Genomic DNA, 25,608 nt, shown 5'->3' with positions numbered 1-25,608 from the left:
TTTAAAGAACCTGCTTCGTCTGCGATGCCGTTTTGGTAGCAAAAACGCTGAGTGCATCATCCACCATCGTGCATGCATGAGACTTCTTATAGTTGTTGTAAAAAATCGCCAGTTTCCGCACCGGATCACCCGTATAGTACCGTTCATATTGCAACAAACGCTGTCCGAAGGCTTCCCCGCACAGGTCCCAAGCGAGCTTAAACAGGCGAACCCGATCTGTACCAGAGATACCCTTTCTTCCCGCATAAAACTTTTCCATATCCTCCGTTAAATCGGGATGCTCCATATCAGAGTCAGTCGGGGACATGAGAAATCCGCCTGCTCCAATAATCTGGATGACTTCGATCGCTCGCGGGTACAGCTTCGGAAGCAGTCCGCGAATGGTTTCGAGCTGTACGTAACCCGGCATGAGCTCACCAGACGGCAAGGTCTCGTAGTCCAGCTCAGCAGTCCTTAGGAGCGCTCTAACCGATTCCAGCGATTGCGCTAGCTCCCCGAGATGGTTTTGGACATTCGGATAGACGTCTACCCCGATGGAGTCTGCCAGCCGCATGGCAACTTCTGTGGCAAATTGGAGCTTCAACAGTCCTCGCACCCCTGTCTGGTGCGCTGGCTGCTGTCCAATGCCTGTCTTTGGATAAAGCAGGTTGGCCGCTTCTACATTGTTGTAAAGGAATAAGCGATCCCAAGGTACGAGTACGTCATGAAAGACAAGAAGAGCATCCATTTCTTCGAAGCGTGATGCCAAAGGATGGTCATAAACGGAACGAATTCCATCCTGCATGGGCTCTCTACAAATGATGCGCAAGCCCGGGGTGTCAATCGGAATGGCAAATGCCAAGGCGTAACGCTCATCTCCTGGCTGGAACCCAGGGAATGAATAAATGATGACTTCATCCGTGATCGGCGCCAGTGTCGCGAGCATTTTTGCTCCTTTGACAATCAGCCCTTCCGGCGTCTCCTCTACTGCTCCCAAATGAGTGTAGGCATCGTTTTGCTCGTGCGAGGACTTGCTGCGGTCATTTTGCGGATTGATAATGGCATGCGTTAAAAAAAGGTCTTGGTCGCGCACATACTTGTAATAATTTTTCGCGTTTTCCGCCCACTGCGGATTGTACCTTTCCAAGAAAGACGCATTGCTGTAAAGCGACGTCAAGACGACATTGAGAAAATCGGGCGTTCTTCCCATCAAGCCAAAAGTGGCTTCCGCATAGGTTTCGTACAAGACTCGTTTCGCCTGCAATTCCTCAGGGGTCTTTGCAACGAGAAAGGCGTTGTTCACTCGCTCACCAGTCTCCTGACAAATATGCGTAATCTTGTCCTGGTACTTCTCGTCATGCTGCATGTCATACAATTTGGCTATTTCATAAATCGGCTGTCGAAAAACAGCTTCCTCACATACGTTTGTCACCATTCTGCCTTGCAGCCAAATCTCCGGTTGCCGTGATCCCAAGCCCCGGATGTATTGGTCACCTGTACGGATTCCCACCCAAATTCCTCCCTGTAGATTTTTGTTGGTTGAGACGTTTTTGTTCTTAAACCGGATTATAATGTCTGTCTTTTCTGAAAAATGTAACCCACTTAACATCACGGCAGAAAAATGTAAAATACCGATCACCTGATTCATGGGCAACTGAGGATGTGTAAACGAATTAACATCATTTATGTTTTTCTTTCGAATGCACGTCATTTTCACGTTGAAAGATTGGTAAGGAGCTTTTTATTTTCATATAATCAAGAGAGATAAGTTCAGAAAATTAAGACTTAATGTTGGGTGATGGGAAGGGCCAGATCATTGATGAGGAAAGGAGCGGTGATAATGGTATCCTCTTTTGAAACGGATTTAAAATGGGAAACCCTTTTAGAATACGGCACACGCCAATTTGTGAAAGGAAAAACAGCTATCTATAAGCAAGAGATGATCGGAGAAGGCTTTTATTATCTTCATAAGGGACTAGTGAAGATTGTGACCTCTACCTTCAAGGGGAAAGATCGTCTGGTGAACATCGTTGTCCCTGGTCAAATCATGGGACTCCAAACGCTGGATCAACAACCTCATTTCACAACGGCTATCGCTGTCAAGAATGCAGTCGTCTACCATTTCTCCTGTTTGCAATTCCTCGAAATGCTGAAGGCACGCCCCGAACTCTTGTCTCTTTTCACGCAAACAATCAATCAAAAAATGCGGATTCTCCTAGCCGCCATCAACATGAAGGCGCTGACTTCAGAAGAGCAAATCGCTCGTCTCCTCCTCAACATTTGCGAAGACTTTAAAAACCACGAGGTTCCCCTCACTCAACAAGAGCTGGCTGAATGTGCTGGCCTCACCCGTATTACTGTCTACAAAATCCTGAAGGCATGGAAGGAACAGGGCATCATTGAAATCAAAAACCGATCCTTTGTCGTTAAACGCCCAGATATGCTAAAGCCTCCACAATTCACGACACACACCGCTCGCACAGTGTAAGCAAAAGCAAATCAATGTGAAAGGTGGTCACAATGGCCTGTCTTCGCTATCAGTGGACTCCGTACCTCATGTATGGCAAGAAGATCGAAATGGGAAAACACACAACGATCTACCATCAAGGCGATGTGGGGACTGGATTTTATTATCTAGACAAAGGGAGCGTAAAGATCACTCTTTTATCTGAGAACGGGCATGAGCGGTCTATCGATTACATTCCCACTGGTGGGTTGTTTGGGGAGCACGGCGCTTACAACGGCTCATACCTGACATCAGCCATAACGACCTCTCCTTCCGTCATTCATTTTTTCTCCGATGAGGTCTTATCGCGTATATGCCAAGACCACCCGCAGTCGGCCGTGATCTTCACCCATTCACAAATCGATAAGCTCCGTCTCCTGGCTGAAATCATCGCGTTCACTGACAGTCCAATTGAGCTTGCGATGGCGAATTATCTGCTCAAGCTGGTAGGTGTGCACGGAAGTAATCATATCCCTATTGATCAGATGTCTTTTGCACGCTATATTGATACGTCTCGCATGACAGTGAACAAGACTTTGCAGAAATGGCGCCAGCAAGGCTTAATTGAGCTTTCTGGACGTAGTGTCATCCGAGTTGTGAATATCGAGGGATTGCGTCGGGTTTATTCTCGCATCCAATGTAAATAGGGCGAAGCCTACTCAGGCTCGCCCCCTCTGCATTCCATATAACCTTTGAAACTCTTGGTACAGCCCTGCTCGGTTCTGCTTAGAGCAGATGCATCTTTGCTTCTACCTCGTCCCACGGTACTGAGTAGCCTGCCCCCTTGGCGCAAAAGATCGAAGAGGATGTATAAACAGGATCTGCCTCCTTTTCATAGCTTTTCCTTTCGATTACTTCCTCCGCGTTATGGCAGCGATCGTATCCGCCAAATACACAGCGGATGCTACCGCGTCCATGCGTAAAAGAAGCCAATTCGGTGCTGTAATTCATGAATGTAGCTACGGGCACCCTTCCTGTAATGATCGCATGCGTGTCCGACATCTGCGGTGGTTCGAACGAACCGGAGGCGCGCTGAACATCCGACAGTACCCTCCCCATCTCGTTCATTCCCACCTTTATTTTGAAGTCATAATAAGGTTCTAACAGCATATTCTCCGCTTTCTCCAGCCCCTGACGCAGCGCACGGAAGGTGGCCTCACGAAAGTCACCCCCATGCGTATGCTCGTTATGTGCACGACCCCTTAGGAGCGTAATTTTCATGTCGGTGACCGGCATGCCTGTCAAAAGCCCATGATGCTCCCGTTCGTAGAGATGAGACTGAACCAGATTCTGATAGTTAAAACTCAGTTCATCAGGATGACATACACTAGTGAAGTGGATCCCGCTGCCTCGCTCTCCTGGTTCAAGCAGGAGGTGCACTTCCGCGTAATGCCTGAGCGGCTCGAAGTGTCCATATCCTGTCACAGCAGACTGTATCGTTTCTTTATACAAGATTTCCGGTTGACCGAAAGAGATATCGAAACCGAAGCGTTCCTTCACAACCTGCTCCAGTACTTCTAATTGGATCAGACCCATGACGCGAATGTGAATCTCTTGCAAACTCTCTTCCCAAACCACATTCAAAGACGGGTCCTCCGCATTCAGAATGCGAAACGCACCTAGTACTTGCTGCACGTGAAGCGAACCGTCAAACTGTACTTTCGACTGTAGCGTCGGCTTGGTCTCATAAGCAAAATTGTCTGAGTAGAGCCCCACCCCTTGACCAGCTTCGGCCTCGGACAAGCCGACGACCGCGAACAAATCGCCAGCAGTTACTTGTTCAACCGAGTGCGATTTTTTACCCGTAAACAATAAGATTTGTGTAATCTTCTCTTCGTATCGAAGTCCACCGCTCTCATAGCTGAGCAGCTCCCGTACCTTCAGGTTGCCGCTCAGCGCTTTGACGAGTGTTAGTCTCAATCCGTTTGCTGCGTGTCGAATTTTATAAATGCGCCCCCCGAATGGAGCTGTCTCGTCGTAGGACGCGGTCGTCAACAAGGACAGTTGATTCAGGAATTCTAAAACGCCATCATCTTGTAGTGCCGAGCCGTAAGCGCAGGGAAAAAGACGTCCTTCCCGTATCATCTCCTGCAAGGCCCCCAGCCAAAAAGCTTGATCCTCTCTTTCCTCTATGAACGCTTCTAGCAATGAGTCGTTCCGCTCCGTCATCATCTCTCGCAGCCCCTCAGCGACGATACCGTTGGCGAAGCTGTCCTTGATGGAACAGACATCCGCTGTCAACTGACTGCGTATCTCCTCTTCTGTCCTGCTGGCATCCGCGCCGATCCGATCTGTTTTATTGATAAAGAAAAATGTCGGTATCCGATGTTTGCGCAACAACTGCCAAACTGTCTCGGTATGACCCTGAACACCTTCTACCGCACTGACAATCACGATAGCGTAATCCATTACCCCGATCGCCCGCTCCATCTCAGAAGAAAAATCGACGTGTCCGGGTGTGTCGATCAAATAATAAACGTCGCCCTGATGGTGCATAACCGCCTGATCGGCGAACACGGTAATGCCTCTTTGCCTCTCGATATCGTGGCTATCCAAAAAGGCATCTTGATGATCCACCCGGCCCCGCGACCGGATGCTGTTCGTATGGTATAGCAACTGTTCGGCGAAAGTAGTCTTGCCCGCATCCACATGGGCAAACAAGCCGATCGTTAGACGCTTCATGTTATTCCCTCTTCCATAGCTACTCGACTGCATTTTTCTTTTCTCATTAAAACATAAGAATGGAGCAGAAGAATAGTTTCGCACATTTTCATTTCCTGCAGGCTCGTATCAGTTGCCAAGCTTCCTCCATTTGAATCCTGATCCTTTTCAGACGTACCGTAGTGCATGGCGTACGGAGGCGAATTATTCGCGACGTTAGCATCATTGGAAGTGCCGCACCATGCAACCGATTTTTAATGATTGGTAGACGTGTGGGTCCAGCTGCACGTTGTCTTTTGAATAACGGGTTCCAACGTGTGTTATCAAGAGATAATGTTTTAGTGTTTATCCGTGTAAGATAAATGGGTCCGTATGAAAATGGTAGCGAATAGGGTTACCGTTTTCGATGCGTCCGGCTCCCTCCCCTTTTGAAAACAAGTGCTTGCTTCTCGTTTTCTTAAGAAGCAAGCACTTGATTACTCATTCTTTATGCTGGATGATTTGACCTGTAAAAGCATCGATGCTGTCTCCTGCTTGTTCATTTCGCTCTGCTATGTAGGCAAGGACGGGAAGTTCAGCTTTTTGTCCGCCAATGATAGGCTTCATGTATACCAGTTTAAGCGGATGATACTTGAGGTACTCTTTTGCCGCCTGTTCAGCACTTACTGCTTTGTTGGGGGTGGGCAAGTTCAGCTTCCTGAGTCCAAATTCCCCACTCATTTGCACTGGCATGCCTGTTTCACCATTAATCGTGACTGCATAGGTTTGATCAATGATCGGGATATCGTGAACGGTTGGATAAAACGTAAAAGTGTAATGATCCCCTTGCCAATAGTAGCTATTGACTTCTGATACAATCATTTTGGTATCCGTGTTCAAATAAGTTTGCAAAAGCTGAACAGCAGTCTTCTGAGCGTCTTCACGCGTCACTTTTTTAGTAACTTTGCGTTCAATCTTCGTCTTCTCTTCCACACCTACTGACGTTACTTGCCCTGTTTTCTCCTGAACGATCACAAAACCGCTCTGTTCACCTTTTTGCCATCTAAATTCCTTCATGCCTTCACGCATGCGGTCAGAGAAGCTCTGTTCAGAAAAAGCTGCTCCGGCAGGATCGAAACCGACGATGCTCTTCAAAAGAGCAACAGCCTCATCTTTGTTTTTGGCCATTAATTTTTGATTGCCAGGGGTTAGTGGGATGGCGGGGGACAACTGACCTGATAAAGGTTGAAATTGTGCACTCCTCGTTTCTTGCGACATGCCAGTCTGGGCATCCATATAACCGGACCACATGGGTTGATAGGTTAAAACAGGATCGTTACCTGCTGGCCCCAGACGATATACGAGCTTCATCATGCTTGTCAGGGCTTTTTCCGCTTGTTCTAACGAAATAGCCTTCGTTGGTTCGGGGAACTTAGAGACGTCGATAAGGGAAGAGCTATTTTCGTCTTTGTTTAAGCTGACAATTTGCCCCTGTGAATTCACATCAACAAATACATTCTGGTTTAGATAAGGGACGCCATTGATCACTCTTCTAAATACCACTTCATTTACTCTCTTCGATTCACTCTCATCGAATTGCAGCTCCGTTGCCAGCTGCCCGAATAATTCCTTCAGAAATGTCTGCGCTTTTTCCTTTTGGACCTCCAAAGAAAACTTGTCTTCTTTGTTGGGAACTTCCACTTCCAAATCGAAGCTGTTTACTTCTCCGCTTCTCCTATCCAAATAGATGGTCAACTGCGGCGCGGATCTGTCGGCTTTATTTGTTCGTGTGACTACGACCACACCGCTTTTTTCATTGATAGCCATCGTTTGATTAGGCAATTCTTTCATATAGGGAAGTGCCTTGGATAATTTATCTATTGTCTTGTTAATATTGTCTAATATTGTTGGATCAACAGCTTTTGTTTTTCCTTCTGCGAAACCCGGTTCAGCCATCCACGCTGGTGTTGTCGCTACTACAGAAGCAGCGATTAATGACAGGATAGCTCGATTCATCATTCTCATCTTCGTACCTCCTGGAAATGTTTTCATTTACGTTATTCGTTTGAAATTCCAAAAGGTTACAGTTCGATTCGAATATAACGATGATAAGTCAGAGAAGGACCCACCCTGTAAAAATCAGGATAAGTCCTTTTATAGTTAAGGGTACTGGCGGCAAGTTATTTAACTAACGGGCAGTTATTTTTCAATAGCTCTTGTTTTTATGCTTCAGACAATGGTAAAATATCACAGGAACATTAGTTCGTATTATGTGTATATTCCTACAGATAGGGGGAATAGGCGTGGTTGAAATACCTCCATTATGGCAAGAAGCAAATCGTAACTTTATTGTGATAAGCAACTTCGCCATCCATCAGCATGTGCAAGCTGCTCCCGTCTGTTTCGTTAAGGAGTCGACGCGTACATGATCCAATTGACGAACCGCCAAGCAAGGCAATTTCTGTTAATGAAGCACGGGCTGTTGGGCGAATATCAATTTACCGGAAAGCAGGGCGTATTGGATTTTGTGCGGCAGGTCGGCTGTATTCAATTTGATCCCATCGATGTTTGCGGAAAAAACGCCGAACTGGTTCTGCAGTCGCGAATTAAAGGATTTACCAAGAATATGCTTGACGAATTGCTGTATCAAGATAGATTCCTGATCGATTATCCCGACAAGAATTTGGCCATTATCCCTATCGAGGACTGGCCGTATTTTGAGCGATACAGGCAAGCCGCCCGACAACATGCCAAGCGCTATCCCGAAATGGAGGGCTTGACAGCGCAAGTACGGACTCATATTCAAAATCACGGTACGCTAAGTTCGGATGAACTGAAATTGGATGGAGATTTCACTTGGCAATCGGCCATCCACTGGAGCAGCGGAAACAATACATCGCGATCGGTGCTAGAACAGATGTACTCGACAGGCGAGTTGATTATCCATCATAAAAAAGGAACGCGTAAATACTACGATATTGCCGAGAAGTACATACCGCCCAACCTGCTAAATGCACCGGAGCCACTGGAGGACGAGCTTGAGCATCACAAGTGGCGGGTACTGCGTCGAATCGGCGCTGTTGGCCTTTTATGGAATCGCGCATCCGATGCCTGGCTGAATATATGGGGATTGAAAGCGGAGCAGCGCAACGAGGTTTTCCGCCAACTGTTACACGAAGATCGCATTGTTGCTGTTACCGTAGAACAAATGAAGGATACGCTATACTGTCGCACGGAGGATTTGCCGCTTATTGAAGCCGTCCTGCAAAATCCATCGCCGAAATTACGCTGCGAGCTGATTGCTCCGCTGGACAATTTGATATGGGACAGAAAGCTGATCAACAAATTGTTTGGCTTCGATTATACTTGGGAGATTTACACGCCTGCAATCAAACGGAAATTCGGCTATTATGTGCTGCCTCTATTGTATGGAGAGAGCTTCATCGGACGAGCCGAGGTAATCGTGGAACGAAAAGCCGGGACGCTCGTTGTTAAAAACATCTGGTACGAGAACGACATAAAGCCAACAAAGCAATTGCGAACAGCTTTGAACAATTGTTTTCAAAATTTTGCATTATTCAACGGATGCGAGACGATTTCGACAACGTTAATTTGAATAACAAGCAAAACACCAGCGGTAGTCTAAGACTTTATTTCCAAGGTCTTAAACTACCGCGTTAGATCAACAACTCCAGTCTAAAACACTATTTCACCAGACATTTACTTCATCACTTCGTCAAACACAGATTCTATTTGATCCACGTCTTTCGACACCGCGAATAAAATAAACGGCCCACTCGTCTTCAAAACATGTTTTTCGATGAGAAAATACTCCTCTGGGCGATAGTCTTTCAATTTGATTGTTTGGGCCTCGATCCGTTGTTGTATTTTCTCTATTACATGTTCGGTATCGCTCGCATCTTTGACTTTGATAACAGCCAGTTCATCCGCTTTTACATTGGATGAAGCCGTGTACAGAATGAAATCCTCCACTTTGTCTGCCTCGAACTGATACAACTTTTGCAGTTTCGTTAGATCCCCCTGCTTCATATTCTGTAAGCTTACTGTTTGTTGAATTCTTTCTCCCACTTCGGCGGCCGAAAGTTCTTCGGAAGTCCCGCCGTCACTGGAGCATCCGGTCAACATTCCCATTCCGATTGCAAACATAAGTAGTCCAAACAAAAATCGCTTCATTCCAGTCACTCCAGGATGTTCAGAATAGAGGTGTCTTCAAAAAACGTTTTGACATTGTAAAGGAATAGCATGTCGTGAAACTGCCGATCTTGGATGAGCTTTGCTACGGATTCCTCATAATATCGAAGGTCTACGACATCAATCTCCGCGAAGTGTTCAGCCAAAAAGGGAATCAGACTATTGGCGTACGAATCTTTCACTACTAGCAGCTTCTTCCCGTCCGGATGGTCCGTTGTGATTCGTACCAGTGCATGGTTGCCGTTCAGGAATACTGTATACTTATCCTTTTTGGACAGATTATCCATCTGGTACAAAGAATCCGCAGTACGTCCTTCGTCCACGTACTCCACCTTCTTTTTGCTTTCCTCCTTCGGCAGATAGAGATCGATACGATCGGGCTGTAGATGACGAAAGCCGCTTTTCGAATAGAGTGATCCGTAGAATGCATCTGTCACCTCCCGAATGTTGAACGCAGCTTCGTCTTTTGGAACAATCCCCATCTGCTTGCACAACACCCGATAGGCATAATAAGCGCCCTTGCTTGTCCAATGATGATCTGTTTTATAAAAAATGGCATCTTCTCGCCCGGCAGACAGCGCGGGATAGACATCAACGAAGCGAATATCAGATGGAAGCGATTGCCGAACTCGATTGAGCGCAGCATGCTCGTCGCCCATTGGCGCGTAGGCAGGGAGTTTATCCTGAAGCAACGCGGCGGTTGGTACCAGCATGATGTACTTACGAAGGTCTGGCGCTGTCTGGTGAATCGACCGAATGGCCTGAACTCTGTCTTTCACCTCGGCATCCAGCGGCGATGAGAAATGTTGAATCAGGTACCCGTCCTTGCCCAGATAAACACCGTTGCTGTCCTTTTTGCCCATAACACGATCCGCATCCGTTTTTAGCCCGATCCAAACGTCCCGGAAAGCAAATTGATCGGTGATATAAGCTTCGTAATCAGAAGTGAACTTCCCCGCCAGCAGTGATCGTAGTGAAAATGGCGGCTTCTTTTCTAGCACCCTGTTTTCCGACTCCGAGAACGCCTGATCAGGAGTCAGTATGTTCAAAACAGCCACCACGAGGATAAACAGCAAGAACAACAAGCCCGTCACGGCTCGTGTCCATTTGTCATAGCTGGTCAAGGCCTCTCCCTCCTCTCAAAACCGAAAATATAAGAATGGATTGTAATCCTCAAAGACCAAATAAGCGGACGACAAAACCAAGCTAATGATAGAAAATGCTAGAGCAGCGATCATGCCTACCGAATTCCATCGTGTTTTCATTTGCTCCCATACTTTCCCAGGTAGCGGTGTCGTGCATAAGGCCAACAGAACGAGCAATCCCCCATACGTCGTCAGTTCGTAGAGCGCCTGGCGATCCACCCATTCTTGCACTCCGAAACCAAACATCGTACTGATGAAAATCCACGCGGAAGGCAAATGTTCGAATTCAAAAAAGACCCACCCGACGACGACAATCAGCAGCGTGTAGAGATGTCCTGCCCAGTTGGGCCAATGCTTCAGCCATTTCAGTAAAAACAGCTTCTCAAACACAACGAAACAGCCGAAATACAAGCCCCATACGATAAAGTTCCAGCTCGCCCCATGCCACAGTCCCGTTAAGAACCATACGATCAAGAGGTTTCGGAACTGCTTGCCCAAGCCAAACCGGTTGCCGCCGAGCGGAATATAGACATACTCCCGGAACCAGGAACCGAGGGAAATATGCCATCTGCGCCAAAATTCTGTGACGCTTCGTGAAATATACGGATGGTTGAAGTTTTCCGGGAATTCAAAACCGAACATTTTGCCGAGCCCGCGCGCCATATCCGAATACCCGCTGAAATCAAAATAAATTTGAAACGTAAACGCCAAAATGCCGAGCCACGCGGAAAGGACCGTCAATTCCTCCATCGGCGTCGACTTCACATTGGTCCATAAGAGTCCGATATTGTTGGCGAGCAGTACTTTTTTGGCCAATCCCCGGATGAACCATTCCGCTCCTTCGCCGAACCTCTCCAGCGTCACTTTACGAAAGACCAGCTGCTCCGCAATATCTCCGTATTTGACGATGGGACCTGCGACCAGTTGAGGAAACATCGTGACGTAAGTGCCGAAAGCGACGAAATTTCGTTGTGCCGGCACTTTACCAAGATATACATCCACTACATAGGACATCGTTTGGAATGTATAAAAGGAAATACCGACGGGTAGTGGCAGATCAGCCACCTGAATATGCAGACCGAATAGATCATTTACATTCGAAACGACAAACCCGGAGTATTTGAAGAAACCGAGAATCGCCAAACTACCGCAGATGGAAATGAACAACACTACTTTGGCGATCGGCTTACGGTGTCTGTACTTGCCGATCACAAGCCCGTTGATATAATCAAATACCGTTGTAAAAATCATGAGGATGATATATACCGGTTCGCCCCATGCATAAAAGATGAGGCTCGCTGCGAACAGAACAGCATTTCTCAGCTTATTGGGCGACAAATAATAAACGAGCAGCACGGCGGGCAAAAATTGAAACAGAAAAATCAGACTGCTGAATACCAACGTTCGTTTCCTCCCGCGCCGTTATTTTGCGCTCTCCATACGCGCCAGCTCATCTTTTACGTAATCGAGCAGGATCGGATAAAACTTGGCCTGGAAATGAATGCCGTCCTCATCGTACATGTCAGGATGATCGGCAACAATTGACGATACATCGATGTATCCGACTTTTACCTTGCTTGCCAGCTCTTTCAATCCCTTATTGTAGTCACCGATATTTTGATAGCGGGGCTCCGCTTTTTCTGCCTTGGCCGTAACCGGTGTAACGGATAATATCGTGATGGACGCCTCAGGGAGCCTTTCCTTGATGCGCTCGATCAATTGAGCGTAGTACGATAACGAATATTCCTTGGGGTGGTCGGTCGGCCATAAAATGTCGTCCGAACCCAGTTGGATAAAAATATGCTCAGGCTTTCGCTTGACTAATTCGTCCAAATCTTCCAGCGCGAATTCAGCCGTTTTCCCTGCACCTGCCAGCACGTTCTCCTCTTTCAACACATCATGGTAAGACAATCCCTCCGTAATCGAATCTCCGAGAAAAACGCTTGTTTGATACAGTGATGCATATGAGGTTTGCTCCGGAGTGGAGATGTCACCAGCTTGTCTGGTAATCTCGGAAGCGGGTGGTTGTGGTTGTCCATTGGTGCCACATGCAGCAACCGTTAAGGCGACCATGGCGAACAGTGTAATACCCATCATTTTCTTTTGCACTTTCATCTTTCCCCTTTCTTCTTGAACAAGGTAAAGAGTAATCGTCGGATATCAAGATCAGATGCAGATCAGTTGCAGATTGGGTAGAAATGCAATAAAAAAAGTGCAGAACCGAAGTTCTACACTTTCGTTTTCTTCAATTCAAAATAGAACAAGACGCCTTCGTCCGTATTCATTGCCCCATAGTCCGCCCCGTGTAGTTCTAGTATCTGCTTGGAGATCGCCAGGCCCAAACCGGTTCCCCCGGTCGTACGGTTGCGGGAATGCTCAACTCGGTAGAAGCGATCCCATATCTTCTCCAGCTGCTCGGCAGGAATCTGGACGCCTTTGTTTTCGATGCAAATCTTGACGGTAACCTCCCCTTCAACCGTCGAGATGACAATATCCTCTTGTTCCGGCGTGTAGCGTATAGCGTTTGTCAAGAAATTCACGATCACCTGCTCGATTCGATGCTGATTGGCGATGACTTCAACTGGGAATAAACGGTGATGCAATTGTAACTGCTTGCCGGCGAGTTCCGGTGCCAACTTTACGCAGATTTTCTCCAGTAGCACATCAATCCGGAACGAATCCATCTGCATTCTATACGTACCGGATTCATATTTTGCCAATTCCAGCATATCGGTAACCAGCAGGTTCATCTTCTGCACTTCATCTTCCATCGCAGCAAAATAGTAGTCACGCTTCGGGCTGTCCGCCTTATCCTTCAAAATGTACAGGCAGCTTTCCATGATGCTGAGTGGAGTTTTCAGCTCATGCGACACGCCCGCTATAAATTCTTTACGCGTTTGCTCCAGCCGCTTTTCTTTCTCAATATCCTGCTCCAGCCGGACAATATGAGCATGCAGCATATCCGAAAGCCGATTAATATTCCGTGACAGGCTACCGATCTCATCCTCTGTCTTGATCGGAATTTTTTCAGAGAAGTCTAGCTTGGCCATTTTTTGCGTCATGTCATCCATGCGGAGCAAAGGACCTGCTATTCTGCGGGAGTAATAGAAGGAGGCGAGCAGAACGAGCAGCAAGGTACCCGCAATAATGTAGCCGTAATAACTTCGCATGATCTCCGCTGCTTCGTTTACGGGCTGCAACGATGTCATGGCAAACAGATAGGCGGGTTTCCCTGTTTGATCGGTCACGCGCTCAACGAATATTTTGTAATCGATATTGTTCTCTTGGTAGTCCATTATGGTGCTTGTTTGCTCCACAACATCTCCGTAGAGAAGATCCGCTTGAAAAGCTTTCACCCGTTCAAGAAATAAGCGGTTCATATAGCGAGATACATCCGCGCCTTGCGGTTTTCGGACCTGTGTGATGGTTCCACGAAACAAAACGCTGGGATACCGCTCATGGTATTCGGTGCCACTCTTGAATCTCGGGACGACCTCATACTCTTTTTTGACGAGTTGCTGATTCTCCAGTTGATCTTCCTCTCTGAGATTGGAGACACTCCTCCCGATCCGTTGCGCAAACCAATGATTATTGAACATGATCCCTTCCATGGCAATCTGTTGTCCCACTTTCACATAAGGATCGAGGAAGGGGGTATCGGTGCTTATATCCTCCACATCCATGACCGTGTACAACGGAACGACAAGCGACTTGCCAGAAAGAGCAGGGATGATGTCTGAGTCCTCCAGACGGACCTCCATCTGGAAATCGTCCGTATATTTCAACTGGCCTCTATCATCCAGTCGAACGAACCAGGCATTCGTCTTTTGATAAAACTCCTGTTCCTTCCTGACTTCATCCTGGGAAGCCCCGTCATGAGTCAACTCGTTTTGCCGATAGGATTGAAGAGCTTCCTTCACCTTCTCTACCTTTTGGTGCACATAATACTGCTCGAAAAATACGGTTTGTCCGATAAAAATGCTCGCGATCACAGACAGGCATAATCCCGTCGTGAGCAGAAATAGCTTGCGTACAATGCTTGTTCTCATGGTCGCTCCTCGAATTTATAACCGGAACGAACAACCGTGACGATATGCTTCGCATGATCTCCCAGCTTGGAACGCAAATTCCGAACATGGCTGCTGAGCGTACGATCCTCGCCGATAAAGTCGTAACCCCAGATTTTTATAATGAGCTGTTCTCTAGAGAGGATAATGCCTTTGTTTTTCATCAAGTAGGCCAAAATTTCATATTCCGTGTGCGTCAGGCTATAATTCTTACCCTCAATCGAAACGGTTCGGGACGGCAAGTGAATCGTAATCCCCCCACCGGACAACATATCCCCCGGTTCGTGCATTTGTCGGTTTTCCAGCAACCGTTTGGAGCGTGCCAGCAGGATGGGAGGACTGCACGGTTTCACCACATAATCGTCCGCCCCGAGCTCGAACCCAAGCAACGTGTCATCCTCATCTGAACGAGCTGTTAACATCAGAATGGGGACGTTGGAAACTTTGCGAATGCGTCTGCATACTGACCACCCGTCCAATTCTGGCAGCATAACGTCCAGAATGATCAAATGCACTTCATGCTCTTGAAATAACGTCAGAGCCTGACTCCCGTCCCCCGCTTCCAGCACTTCGTATCCCTCGTCCATCAAGTATTCCTTCATAATCTCTCGCAAAACCTGCTGGTCTTCCACAATCAGTATCGTTTTCGCCATGCTAATGACCTCTCGCCCTCTATCTCTCCAAAAGATATTTTTTAGAATGGTATCATGACTTTGCGGTCGTCACAATATGGCGGTCGTAGAGGACGCCAATTACCAGAATTGGAGATGGTCTACCGAATTGGACTCAGCATTCATAAAAATTTTCCTCGATCAGCATCTTGAATGAATCTGCCAATAACTTGATCTCCCTGGTATCGTGTTACCGGTTTGTAAAACCTCTGCAAAGGGAAGTTGCTAGAATTGCTGCCGAAACCCCAGAGGTCAAATTAACAAACGTATCATTTCCTACACAAGAGCCATTAGAGAAATGCATGTACCACAAGACCTGCTTACGCTCCCTAAAACGTCCGGATAAAAAGCACGTAGTCCTCATTAAAGCTTACATTCAGTCGCTGCTGTGCGCTTTAGAATCGGCTCTTTGAAGGAAACTCTTTAATGTCAACATTAACGCATCTTTCATAGGTTAATCGCCTCCTTGATTGTCCTTCTTTTTTACAAGTTTGAATATTGACTTGGATAACTAAATTACTGCTCCTTACTCTCCTAAATGATTCAAAAACACAACCTTCAATTCAATTTTCTGCTTAACCACTATTGAGTGATACGGTTCACCGTGGCGAAGGATACATCAACAAAAAAAGCCGTACCATTGCGATACGGCCTACATAATCTCTCATAATAAGTTTTAAGATTGGGAGCATGAGGTTTCCTCGATAGCTTTATCATTAATTCTATTTCTTGACAGGGCCAAAAAGTCTTTTCCACCAACTTTCTTGATTTTTTTGTTCAAGCTCTTTTATAATTCGTTGCGCACATTTTAGTTGGGTAAGTAAGTTGTTTTTGTCTTCTTCAATTCTAATAATTCTTTCACTTAGTTTACTGCATTTACTTTGAAGTAAACTGTTCTCTTCATTGTACATCGACATTTTTTGTTTAATATTTGAAATCTCATTAAAAAGCATTTGATTTTGTTTTTTAAGCCTATAATATTCAGATTCAGGATCTGATAACAACTTCCCATATATTTTGCTTTCATACATCCTTCTAATACCACCTAACTTTATATCTAGAAGTTTCTCGTTTTCATAGATCCCCGATAAATCAAGAGAGTGGGGGATCTTAACTTCAATAACTGGAATTCCATGTTTCTCAAGTGCGAAGCTTTTCTCTTCACCTGTCTTGTGGGTATCATAAATTTCGATCGCAAGTACACCCAGCCACTTGTCTAAGTAATCAATTGGAATAGATTTTTCAATTTCAACAAAAATGTCTACTTGAAATGCTCCATTATTAGTATTGAATCTATATTCTAATTTTGACTCTCTCGCATGAATTACTATTGGTTTATTATTTATCACGAAATTCAAAACTTTTAACTCTCCAATTATTTCTTTTACGTACTGGTGTGTAATTCCCTCACCCCCATCATGATCTTCTGTTGCATTCTTATATTGAAAAAACGGATTTGGTTTTTTGCCTCGACCATTAACATGTATCATTTCTCTAATGTCTTCTTGGTCATAGTGAGTACTGTAATATGTTCTACCCTTATATTCCTCTGGGTTCTTTTTCTTCAAGCGGTATATCTCCCATGCCGATACTAAGTCTGTACGATTTCTATTCTCTCTTTTGGTATAAGCTTTTACTTTCATAAAATCTCCTACTTTAACAACATGTGTAGTATTTTGTATAATAAACCAATCACAAATGCATCCGTTTTAATTCTGTATCCAATGGGATTGTCTCTTCATTATCATACCACATTTTGGGAGATGGCGAATGGTCAGGAGCACTAAAAACCCCTGAAACTCAATGTCTCAGAGGCTCTGAAATTCCTTTATAGACGGCTCACTAACATTTCCCCGTCATACCCGACACACAATATTTAGCATCACTTATTGTACCGCACCACTGGGGATACTTCTGCAACGAATTCTCTAATTTTATAACGATTCCCGTCCTTAAAAGTTGTTACCGTCGTTGATCTACCCACTATTTACCTCTTGCTGAAAAACTTTTTCAAAAAAGTTGCTTCCAATTATCGTCGTATCGATCCATATGCATTGACACGTAAGAGTCTTCTTTTTTTCTCTTATTCTGTTCTTCCAAATGCACAGCCATAGTTAATAAGATAATCCCTTCTCTCACATAAGTAATGAGTTTCATAGCTGCATCTTTAAACTCATCAACTGTTATGGAAAAGGCTAACGGATCCTCTCTTTTGGGAAATGAGTCTTTGATTATTGGATACAAAAGGCTATCATGGACCTTTAAGTATCGATGCTCCAAATGATGCCGAATTTTGGAAATATGTTCAATTGCTGGTTCTATGTAGTGGTGTTTTACCTTTTCTTTCCCAATATCTTTGCATAACCAATAAAGACCTACTAATGGAAGATTAAATGTCTCCTCACCTGTCATTTTGGATTTTAAGTTCACTTTTAAGTCGTAAGAGTTTTTCCCTTTATTAACTGACCCTTGCCATATAGAACGGTAAGATACATCTCTTTCTTTAATCCCTATTTCAAAATATTCATTTATGAAAAATGCAATGCGATCAAATAGAGAATATAAACTTCTATACGAATATTTCATTTTCTCTATTGAAATACCGTAGGTAGGATAATCCAATGTATTGACAAGATGAACATCTTTATCTGAGAAATGTGCTCCTTCAAAGGATAAAGCATCATATACCATGAATCTAGCCGATACATATTCTTGCTTTATCTGGTTGAACAATCCATGATAATTAGACCCTTCATCAATTTTACTAATGATGTCTGGTAAATGTAAGATATCATTTGCTGAAATGGAATGAGGAAAAGCATCATTTAACGTATTTAGGAACAAAAAATTTTCAACACACCATTTTCGATAATTGATTTCGTCCTCAGAATCCCCAAATGAATACTCTTTAAGTTCATTACGTTTCTCTAGAAATTCAGTTGGATACCATTGCTCTAATTTATTTTTTAAGTACGTATAGTGCTCAGTAGCATTCTCATCTAATTCTTCTAATTCCAGCACTTCTTTTAGAAGATGGTAAGATTTATTCGCAAAAACTGCTTGATGACCATTATCATAATCATGTATAGCATAATCCATTAAGAATCCTGCATAGTTTCCTATTGCCATTGAAAAATTTCGTTCAACACCAATTTTCGAATATGAAAGTGCCTTAATCATCCTGCCACATGTATTCAGCAAGTTTGCATAGTTGGTATACGCCATTAATAAATAGTTAGTAACATAACGAAATTCTTCTGACTCTTCCTTTATATCCTCATTTGCTTGATAATAAGTTAAGTTTTCAATTGACAACCGAAACAACAATAAACACATCTCAAAATCTTGTTCGTTATTTATGTTCTCAGAATAACTCAAAGTTCCTTTGTATTTTAGATAAATATAATTGCTATAGGAAGTAGCCCCATGATAAGCAAGAATTCCTTTTTCAAGAAGGTTGTACTCTCCAGACTCGACCCAATTTAGACAATCTTCAGCTATTTTGTGTAGCGTGTCCAAATCTCTTTTATCAAAAGCCTTATCTGCAAATAATCCAACAGTATGTATATCTTCATTAATCATGATCTTCCTCCTCGCAGGTCTACTATTCCAAACTATCTAGTAATAACGGAATTCATTGTCCATAATTAGTAATTGCGCTGCCGTCTTCTCGACGGAAAAAAGTATTTGTGCTCATGAAAAATAAAATCGTTGGCTTGATTCCTCTATCTAAACCAGTTGAAAGCACCATAACAGACTAAAATACTCGTAACCGAATAAAATCATCTGTAAAAAAATCGAAACGCTTGACAACACATTTAGTTCTAATCCACTAAAAGTATAAATTGGATGGCAAACAACTAGATACTTTAATTGTCGAAATGCTCTTTTCTCAAGCATGCCTATCCTTTCGGTGGCATGTTTTTTTACTTTTAAGGTTCGTTTTTTAAGAGCCATTGAATAAGGTTTTTTATACCACGACATACCAGCACACTCCTATCCAAGTCTGAACCATAAAACGCAATAATTTACAGCTTTACATGTCTAAAGTTGGATCGCTGTTCTCAATTGTCTTAAGGCTACCTCTTTCTACTATTATTAAATTTTTTGTATTTTTCATAATTAGAATGAATTTTTTCTCGAACAGTGTCATTTTTATTCTTAGTGGAAAAATGCATATCATATTGTTCCATGGCTTTTACAAAGTTAAATACATAAGTTTCAAAGCATACTTTTCTCCCTTTAATAAACATATACTGCTCAACCTTCTCCATCGAATTAAAATTAGAAATCATTAGGGGATGGTCAGGAGATAAGAAGGAAATAAGCTCTTCATGTTTAAACTCTTCACTTTGCCACACACGCCACGTCCCTGCACCAGAATATATATGTCCGTTATTTAATATCATATCAAGTTCTCTCACATATCGTATTGGATGACCGTTAACTGAATATCCATTAAAGAGTCTATTTCCAAAAACTATACAAGTATGTATACTACGTGGAAGATCCGATATGTTTAAGCTTTTCAGATATTTCTTTCTGAATGCCTTATCCATAAATGCAGCGTTGCAATGATCAAGTTGTTTTGCAGCCTTATTGATATGTTCAACACTTGCTCGCATTTCAAAATTACTTGTTGGACTTAAAGGAGATTTACATTCAATAATAATAACATCTTGGTCAGAAATTACTAAAATATCGACTTCTCCGTTCTGCCCACAGTAAGAGAACTTTTTGTTAGAGAACACACGATATTCTTGATGTCTTTCTGAAAAGATCCGGATACACTCCTGAACTAATGTCTCACGATCATCTTGGTTAACAAGTTGATTTTTTGCTAAGTAAGAATATGCTATACAATTTCTTAATAAATTTGATTTTGAAACTATTGAATTTGAAAAAAACAATCCACCTGAAGCTTGTACGAAAGGAGTATACTGTAAATCTAGTTTTAAATCTTTTTTATAGGTAAAGAGTTGAAGAAGTTCCTCTGCTCTGACTCGATCTCCCATGAAAACTGTAAGTATATTAATTAAATCTTCATATTGAATATGTGGGATCAACGACCTAATTACCTTGTTACTATCCTTTTGATTAAAAAGGATTTGACTGGCAATAAGGTTCATAAGAGAAAAGAACCTTTGGAACAGCACTACATCATTTAAAGTACAGTTTTTAGTAATTTTCTTTTCAGAAGCATCTTTATTATTCATGATCATCTCTCTAGCATTATGAGCAATCGATAGCACTTCTTCTCTGAAAAATTTACCTTGAAACATATCCGGATTTTGAAATGGATCAAATAGAGGTTCAGGAAATTCAAAACGATATCTTGATAATGGCCCCGATCCTACTTCCTTTACCAATTGTTCTCCTAGTTTTTCTTTTATATAATCTCCTACTTCAGATAATGACAAATATTTCTCTTCTGAACGTTTTATATTTTCATGATAAAAAAGCTGCTCTTGCATGTTTCGCCTAACATAGCCTAATCTAATGCTTTTTTCAAACAGTTGTGTGTCATCGAAAATTAAGAGATTTTTTTCAATTGATTTTACGTTGTAGTTAAAATAATCAATACTTATTTCCCACTCTTGCAGTTGATTAACTTTGCAAGCCATTAAGATTATTTTCTCAATTTCATCAGATAAAACGTATTGCGCCGAAACAATATAATGGCAATTGCTTTTAATACCAATAGTTGCGTCATATAAATAAATTATATATGAAATGCTATCGCAGATTTCTTCATGATTGTATCCTTCTATTTTATGTTTATTAATATACTCATATGAGCGACTATTTAAATAAAACATTGTATCTGCATAGGCAAGAAGTTCTTTAAACAATGATTCTTCAACGAATGCAGTGCCAATACGAGTTCTTCTTCGATTTCGATGGTGCTCTTTAATATATTTGATCAAATCCTCTTCGCTTTTTTTGTAAAAATCAAACATCCAAGATAACATAAGCTTTTTATTTATAAATTGTTTGGTGTCGTCGGAATAGGATATTAACGTGTATAGTTCTTTTATTTTTTTTAAGAGAAATTCAGCGCAGTTAGTTTTAAACCCCCATGCTTTGTATCTAAAGACACCTTTTTTCCTTGCCTCTACAATGGCTTCATCTGGATACCAAATCGAGTAAGCTAAAATAACACAAAATGTGAAATGAACATCAAAACTGCGAAACTCACTTAATTTTTTTAACAGGAAACGCTTATCACTCTGGGATAAATCCTTCTTTTGCTGTTTTATTGTTTTAATAGTTTGGTCATTAAACAATTGTTCAAAGGGAAGATCGTTAATGTAACTTAGTACTTCTTTTATAATCATTTTCACAACACCTTTAATATTTTGTATTGGTGATTTTTCCTAGCATACCATACCAGTAATATATCTTGTAGTTATGCCTCTTTCGTGAAGAAGAGATTACCGCCCCACTTCTATCTGTTGTCTTATTTTCTGGTTGGTTGTTAGACTAGCCAACCTTCTTGGATACTCTCCACAGAAATCTTAATCATTGGTTTATCATCAGGCTTCTGTTTACTACAAAGGATCTTGTCTAGGGAGTTACTATTGATGTTAGTCAGCTTTTCAAGCCAGTATATGCTAAGAGCGTTTCATGACATGTCTCTCCAGAAAACCGTTGTCTTGTTATAAGGTGCTCCATGCTAGATCTTCAACTAATCTGCCAATTTGTTAAAAAAGGTGCTGTATCTTTTCTCTCCTTTTAGGATCTCTTCTGCTTTTTATAGAGTGAAAAGGACATTTAAAAATTCCTTTGTACTCGAGCAACACTGATAATTTGTAAACATTGCAATCAAATGGAAAGGTTGTCCAGCCAACCCCGTTCGGGGACTTACGACCTAGAGTTATCTCTCATGCTGGGACACAACAAAAGCCAAATCTTGTCATCAAACAAGATTTGGCTCGTTTCTACTATAAATCTACTATCTACTTACTTTCCACCAAATGATAGATCCAGCATACCTAACGAGTTGACAGTTCTTCTCATCGCTTATTTTTCAATTTTGTAATAGCGATCCCCGGTCTTCGGATTGAAGTATACACGACGTTTTTCCTGCGTTACCGGATCGATCGTCACTTCATTCGTCGGCTCAAATCCAGGCGGGACGACTTCGCCGTGGTCTTGGTGCAGCCGCTTGTCCTTGATTTTCGAGATGATTAGCAAAATGATGAGAAGCAAGACCTGAAAAACGATGTAGGAAATGATATAAATCATTCATTTACACCTTTTCAATGACAACTGCTGTACCGTATGCGACAACTTCCCCCATATTTCCCATATTTCCAGAGTCGTAACGACACATGACCACAGCGTTAGCTCCCATGGCAGTTGCGTTTTTTATCATGCGGTCAAGTGCCTGCTTGCGCGCGTCCTCCAGGAGCACCGTGTACTCCTTGATTTCTCCACCAACGACTGAACGAAGACCAGCCATGATGTCTCCTCCAATTCCGCGTGCTCGAACGATTAAGCCGAATGTTGTTCCTTTCACTTCAACGACACGATATCCTGGAATGTTTTCTGTTGTTACAACGATCATTTGCTTCTCCTACTTTCTATCGTTTTATTTTTCAAGATCACATGTAGTACGATGTCAGCGCTAAAATGACTGATGATCGCAGCTTCTAAACCGTATTGCCAATATAGGAAGCCAAACAAGATGCCCAAGATACCGTTTAGCAACAACGTCCATACAGTGACCACGTTACCTTTTCCGTACGTCATGTAATTGGTTGGAAGATGGGATACCGCGAAAACAATGGCGGCCACACAGATGCCTAGCCAATAGGAACTTCCCAACCATCCCATCTTCTGTGCCAAAAAGACGACAACAGTCATAACCCCTAGACGCATGAGCACTTCTTCGCAAATCCCTCCGTAAAAAGACGAGAGAAAGCCGAAGAATCTTGATGAAATCGGTTCTTTACCCATTATTGTGGTCATGTGTTGTTGAAAGAAAGAACGGTCCAACCATTTTACCAAGAGGCCTACCGCGATACCTGAACCAATCGATACAGTCCAAAACGACCAGATGGAAAAAGGCAGCTCCGCTCTGGACACCCAGTGATCGAGAATCCAGAGTCGAAGACCAGTGGAAGACATGAGCCATAGACCTATCGCAGTCGCCAGAGCCAAAAATACACAACTCTGAATGATCATAATCGCAACCATGACAGAAACAGGCGGGACTTTGTTAGTAGAATAGATGGCGGCTTGTAGCTGTACTTGTTGGCGAATCACGTTGGATTGAATAGGTATCGTGCATAGAGCGCACAGTACACTAACCAACCAGATCAGCCAAAAATGTTCCATTTCTACGCCTCCTCTTTAGATTTCTGATCGCTCTAAAAAGTACCAGCCCATAAAGAAAAACACGATGTTGAGTGTAAAGACACCTGCGAGTCCCGGTAACCCTGTGATGAAAGCTTGGGCCAGCGTTGAGTTTTCTTGAATCACCATCATCGCCGCATTTGACAATCCACCTGGTGACACCATATCCAAAAATTTACCCAGAAATTGTGGAACAGTGAAGATCAGGATATTGAATACCAGCGAGGCTCCACCGGCACCAACAGCATTGCTAAAAAAGCTGGAGGCGCACAGCGTTGTTGTGACGACAAGGAATAGATTCGGTATGTACATCAAGGTACCGATCCATACATGGGTCCAATCTAGTTTTCCGAAAAGGATCTCTGTATAGTAGGCAGTTATCCCCATCCCGATTAGCATGCTTGCCATTGTTAACGTGTAGTAGGTAATGGCTTTGGCGAGATAGTATTTAGCTCGACTGATGGGCTTGACGAATACCATAGATGCTACCCCTGAGGCTTTTTCTCCGGCAATGGACCCCATGACGATAAGGATTAACACAAACGTGCCGAGTGAGCTGAATTTGCTAATCGCCGTCGAGAGTACTTCCGGCGCAGACGGGGTTGGAATTTTGATGACGGCCCCTTCTGGCAGTCCAGTGGAATTGGCCAAAATATCAGGGAGCATTTTCATCGTAATCGGTTGTGTAATCATTAAGGCAATAAACACAATCGGAATGATGAGAATCTTGTAGGTTTTGACCAATTCATTAAATTCTTTTCTGATCATTGGGTGGGAAGTCATCAGTTATTCACAACCTTTAGGAAAATATCTTCGAGGGTCGATGCGGACAAGCGATAATACGCCAGTGTCCCGCCAGTTTCCAAAAGAATGTGCGGCAGGAGTGCCTTGGCTTTTTCCATGTCATTGATGAGAACTTTGTAAATACCGCCGTCTAGGTTCCATTCCCTGATCCAGGTTAGCCCATTCAATACATCGGTTAAATCTATGTCTTGTTGATCAAGCTTGAATTCAATCAGTGGCTCCACATGGTTTGCTCGCAGCTGATCCAAACTGGACGACAGCACCACCGTACCGTCCTTGATGATGACGATGTGGTCGGCGATTCTTTCGATGTCATCCAAAATGTGAGTCGACATAAAGACAGTCATATGTTGTTTCAACTTTTCTATTAGCAATAAGACGTCATATCTGCCCATGGGGTCCAGCGCGGAAACGGGCTCGTCCAAAACGAGTAGCTTGGGGTTGTGGATGAGCGCCTGGGCAATACCCAGACGCTGCTTCATCCCTCCGCTGTAACCGCTTATTGGGCGGTTCCTCGCCTCATTGATTCCGCATAACTCCAAGAGTTCATCCGTCCGCTGCGCAATTGTGCGCTTGTCCAATCCATAAAGTTTGCCCACCCAATGCATCCACTCTGTCGCTGTCATGTAGTTGTAAAAGGCTGGGATTTGTGGGCAATACCCTACTTCACTTGTGACTTTATTGCGGTCAGTCACGACGTCGTAGCCTACCACTTTCACTTTTCCTCTGGTCGGTGCAGCCAATCCGGTTAGGATGCGAATGGTCGTCGTTTTCCCGGCACCATTCCCCCCAAGAAAACCGACACAACCGATGCCATCGACGGAAAAGGTTACGTTCTTTAACGCTTTATGCTCTTTATATTCCTTTGTGAGGCCTTCACATTCGATAACTCGCAAAGAATGTCAACCCTTTCCTCGGTTCTCTTGAGCTAGTCTTTTCTGCCTACAAAGAAATACACGATCGGACCCAAGGTGTTTATAAAGATAATGCCGAGAGCCCATGGCCATTTTTTTCCACCTGCAACGCGATATGCTTCACGTCGAGCCAAGTCGATTAATGCGATAACTGCTAGGATCAATTGAATAGCAATGATAGGTGCAAGTAGCTGAATGTCAAATGGCATGGATAAAACCTCCAATATTTGTAGTTATTTTAAAGTTTATCACTATTTTGGTTATTTTCCCACCCGCCACCATGATAATGAGGTGACGGATGAGCATTAT

The 25,608-nt window shown here is 43.4% G+C and carries 21 protein-coding genes; 3 read left to right on the top strand and 18 right to left on the bottom strand.

Translation table 11 applies throughout. The features are described 5' to 3' along the window. Position 1: 1 nt before the first annotated feature. Positions 2-1,489, bottom strand: a complete 1,488-nt coding sequence (locus BBR47_RS15060; protein WP_015891266.1) for a 4-hydroxyphenylacetate 3-hydroxylase family protein — start codon at positions 1,487-1,489, stop codon at positions 2-4. 330 nt (positions 1,490-1,819) lie between these two features. On the opposite strand from BBR47_RS15060, the gene BBR47_RS15055 reads away from it, so the two are divergent. Further along, a complete protein-coding gene (locus tag BBR47_RS15055; protein WP_015891265.1) occupies positions 1,820-2,467 on the top strand; it encodes a Crp/Fnr family transcriptional regulator in 648 nt (215 codons plus the stop codon). A gap of 32 nt (positions 2,468-2,499) precedes the next feature. After that, positions 2,500-3,132 (top strand): Crp/Fnr family transcriptional regulator, encoded by a 633-nt coding sequence (locus tag BBR47_RS15050; RefSeq protein WP_015891264.1) that lies wholly within the window; start codon positions 2,500-2,502, stop codon positions 3,130-3,132. A 79-nt stretch (positions 3,133-3,211) separates the two neighbouring features. On the opposite strand, the gene BBR47_RS15045 is transcribed toward BBR47_RS15050, so the two are convergent. Both BBR47_RS15045 and BBR47_RS15040 read right to left on the bottom strand, forming a co-directional pair. Further along, positions 3,212-5,167, bottom strand: coding sequence for a GTP-binding protein (locus BBR47_RS15045; protein ID WP_015891263.1), 1,956 nt, complete (start codon positions 5,165-5,167; stop codon positions 3,212-3,214). 459 nt (positions 5,168-5,626) lie between these two features. Beyond that, positions 5,627-7,150 (bottom strand): YcdB/YcdC domain-containing protein, encoded by a 1,524-nt coding sequence (locus tag BBR47_RS15040; protein ID WP_015891262.1) that lies wholly within the window; start codon positions 7,148-7,150, stop codon positions 5,627-5,629. A 400-nt stretch (positions 7,151-7,550) separates the two neighbouring features. Between BBR47_RS15040 and BBR47_RS15035 the strand changes: the two genes are divergently transcribed. Beyond that, positions 7,551-8,741 carry a winged helix-turn-helix domain-containing protein gene (locus BBR47_RS15035; RefSeq protein ID WP_015891261.1) on the top strand — a complete coding sequence of 397 codons (1,191 nt, stop codon included), beginning with the start codon at positions 7,551-7,553 and terminating at the stop codon, positions 8,739-8,741. 104 nt (positions 8,742-8,845) lie between these two features. Here BBR47_RS15035 and BBR47_RS15030 read toward each other — a convergent pair whose 3' ends face one another. The 15 genes from BBR47_RS15030 to BBR47_RS14955 form a co-directional block, all read right to left on the bottom strand. Continuing rightward, positions 8,846-9,319 carry a DUF4358 domain-containing protein gene (locus BBR47_RS15030; protein ID WP_015891260.1) on the bottom strand — a complete coding sequence of 158 codons (474 nt, stop codon included), beginning with the start codon at positions 9,317-9,319 and terminating at the stop codon, positions 8,846-8,848. Between the two features lie 5 nt (positions 9,320-9,324). Then, the gene (locus tag BBR47_RS15025) at positions 9,325-10,461 is read right to left on the bottom strand and encodes a DHHW family protein (protein ID WP_015891259.1); all 1,137 of its coding nucleotides are present in this window, start codon (positions 10,459-10,461) and stop codon (positions 9,325-9,327) included. A 15-nt stretch (positions 10,462-10,476) separates the two neighbouring features. Then, positions 10,477-11,883 carry an MBOAT family O-acyltransferase gene (locus BBR47_RS15020; protein ID WP_015891258.1) on the bottom strand — a complete coding sequence of 469 codons (1,407 nt, stop codon included), beginning with the start codon at positions 11,881-11,883 and terminating at the stop codon, positions 10,477-10,479. Positions 11,884-11,904: 21 nt separating this feature from the next. After that, positions 11,905-12,597: a GDSL-type esterase/lipase family protein gene (locus BBR47_RS15015; RefSeq protein WP_015891257.1), complete on the bottom strand. Its 693-nt coding sequence runs from the start codon at positions 12,595-12,597 to the stop codon at positions 11,905-11,907. A 113-nt stretch (positions 12,598-12,710) separates the two neighbouring features. Continuing rightward, a complete protein-coding gene (locus BBR47_RS15010) occupies positions 12,711-14,531 on the bottom strand; it encodes a sensor histidine kinase (RefSeq protein WP_015891256.1) in 1,821 nt (606 codons plus the stop codon). Then, positions 14,528-15,202 (bottom strand): response regulator transcription factor, encoded by a 675-nt coding sequence (locus tag BBR47_RS15005; protein ID WP_015891255.1) that lies wholly within the window; start codon positions 15,200-15,202, stop codon positions 14,528-14,530. Before BBR47_RS15005 ends, BBR47_RS15010 begins: the two co-directional genes overlap by 4 nt. 740 nt (positions 15,203-15,942) lie before the next feature. Further along, a complete protein-coding gene (locus BBR47_RS15000) occupies positions 15,943-16,863 on the bottom strand; it encodes a hypothetical protein (RefSeq protein ID WP_015891254.1) in 921 nt (306 codons plus the stop codon). A gap of 367 nt (positions 16,864-17,230) precedes the next feature. Beyond that, complete coding sequence (locus tag BBR47_RS14995) at positions 17,231-18,802, bottom strand: LA2681 family HEPN domain-containing protein (RefSeq protein WP_015891253.1); 1,572 nt, start codon at positions 18,800-18,802, stop codon at positions 17,231-17,233. 497 nt (positions 18,803-19,299) lie between these two features. Continuing rightward, a complete protein-coding gene (locus tag BBR47_RS14985) occupies positions 19,300-21,558 on the bottom strand; it encodes a nuclease-related domain-containing protein (protein WP_015891252.1) in 2,259 nt (752 codons plus the stop codon). A gap of 685 nt (positions 21,559-22,243) precedes the next feature. Further along, on the bottom strand, positions 22,244-22,468 hold the full coding sequence (locus BBR47_RS14980; RefSeq protein ID WP_015891251.1) for a hypothetical protein: 225 nt from the start codon (positions 22,466-22,468) through the stop codon (positions 22,244-22,246). A 4-nt stretch (positions 22,469-22,472) separates the two neighbouring features. After that, positions 22,473-22,790 (bottom strand): heavy metal-binding domain-containing protein, encoded by a 318-nt coding sequence (locus BBR47_RS14975; RefSeq protein ID WP_015891250.1) that lies wholly within the window; start codon positions 22,788-22,790, stop codon positions 22,473-22,475. Beyond that, positions 22,787-23,563 carry a CPBP family glutamic-type intramembrane protease gene (locus BBR47_RS14970; RefSeq protein WP_015891249.1) on the bottom strand — a complete coding sequence of 259 codons (777 nt, stop codon included), beginning with the start codon at positions 23,561-23,563 and terminating at the stop codon, positions 22,787-22,789. The genes BBR47_RS14975 and BBR47_RS14970 overlap by 4 nt, the downstream gene beginning before the upstream one ends. Positions 23,564-23,578: 15 nt before the next feature. Then, on the bottom strand, positions 23,579-24,364 hold the full coding sequence (locus tag BBR47_RS14965; RefSeq protein WP_015891248.1) for an ABC transporter permease: 786 nt from the start codon (positions 24,362-24,364) through the stop codon (positions 23,579-23,581). Next, complete coding sequence (locus tag BBR47_RS14960; protein ID WP_015891247.1) at positions 24,364-25,281, bottom strand: ABC transporter ATP-binding protein; 918 nt, start codon at positions 25,279-25,281, stop codon at positions 24,364-24,366. The genes BBR47_RS14965 and BBR47_RS14960 overlap by 1 nt, the downstream gene beginning before the upstream one ends. A gap of 32 nt (positions 25,282-25,313) precedes the next feature. Further along, positions 25,314-25,508 carry a PLD nuclease N-terminal domain-containing protein gene (locus tag BBR47_RS14955; protein WP_007729128.1) on the bottom strand — a complete coding sequence of 65 codons (195 nt, stop codon included), beginning with the start codon at positions 25,506-25,508 and terminating at the stop codon, positions 25,314-25,316. Between the last annotated feature and the right edge of the window lie 100 nt (positions 25,509-25,608).

Source organism: Brevibacillus brevis NBRC 100599 (genome assembly GCF_000010165.1).
Taxonomy (GTDB): domain Bacteria; phylum Bacillota; class Bacilli; order Brevibacillales; family Brevibacillaceae; genus Brevibacillus; species Brevibacillus brevis_D.
This window is presented reverse-complemented; position numbering and strand designations above follow the sequence as displayed.